We start from the raw sequence: 901 nt of genomic DNA, 5'->3' as shown, positions 1-901 counted from the left end.
GGCGGCGCGGGCCGTCCGGACGCGCACGGAGGTGGACGCAGCCGACGTTCTCGTGGTCGGCGGCGGGCTGTCCGGCTGTGCCGCCGCGCTCGGGGCCGCGGGCAGCGGATCGTCGGTGACACTGGTCCATCCCGGCCCGCTCGGCGGCCGAGCGAACGCCCGAGACTCCGTCGTCACGTACGACCAGGAGACGGCGCCGGCCGCCGAGCTCGCCGGACGCCTCGCGTCCGCCGTGCTGGCCCACCGCGACATCAGGGTCGTCGACGGTCGCGTGATGTCCTACTTCGAGACCGGGGTGATCCCCGTGGTGGCCGATGGACTCGTGCTCGAATGCCGCCCGAAGCACCTGGTCGTCGCCACGGGCTCCTACGATGTGCCCGGCCTGTTCCCCGGCAACGACAAGCCCGGCGTCGTCCTCGCGGACGGCGTCAGCAGGCTGCTCCGGGTCGATCGCGTCGTCCCCTGGCGGCGAGCCGTCGTGATGACCGACGGCGACCGCGGAAGCGCCCTGGCCGACCAACTCGAGCGGGCCGGTGTCGAGGTGGTCGCCATCGTGGTCCAGGAGGGTGCGGGCGATCCGTCCGAGCCCGGCCCCGGTTCCGCCGACCGGCGGGCCGACGGCGACCGGGTCCTCCGCGGCACCGTGCGCGCCGCTCGCGGGGCGAGGGCGCTGCGCGCGGTCGACGTGGAGGTGGAGGGCCGGGTGCGGACCATCCGCGCCGACTTGCTGTGCGTGGCTCTGGCGCCGCGTCCCGCCAACGACTTGGCGCTGCAGCAGCAGTACGTCGCGGCCGGCACCCCGCAGGCGGTGGTCGGCGGATGGGCCGGCGCCGACCTGTCCGCCTCGACGCCCGGCCTGTCGGTCGTCGGGTCGGCGGCCGGCTGGACCAGCGAGGATCCC

1 protein-coding gene is annotated in these 901 nt (G+C 75.8%); it reads left to right on the top strand.

All coding sequences use genetic code 11. The features are described from left to right. Nucleotides 1-31: 31 nt before the first annotated feature. The coding region (locus tag Q0L15_RS22610; RefSeq protein WP_296607112.1) for an FAD-dependent oxidoreductase at nt 32-901 on the top strand (870 nt) is incomplete at its 3' end.

Source organism: Nocardioides sp. (assembly GCF_024509035.1).
Lineage (GTDB): Bacteria > Actinomycetota > Actinomycetes > Propionibacteriales > Nocardioidaceae > Nocardioides.
This window is presented reverse-complemented; position numbering and strand designations above follow the sequence as displayed.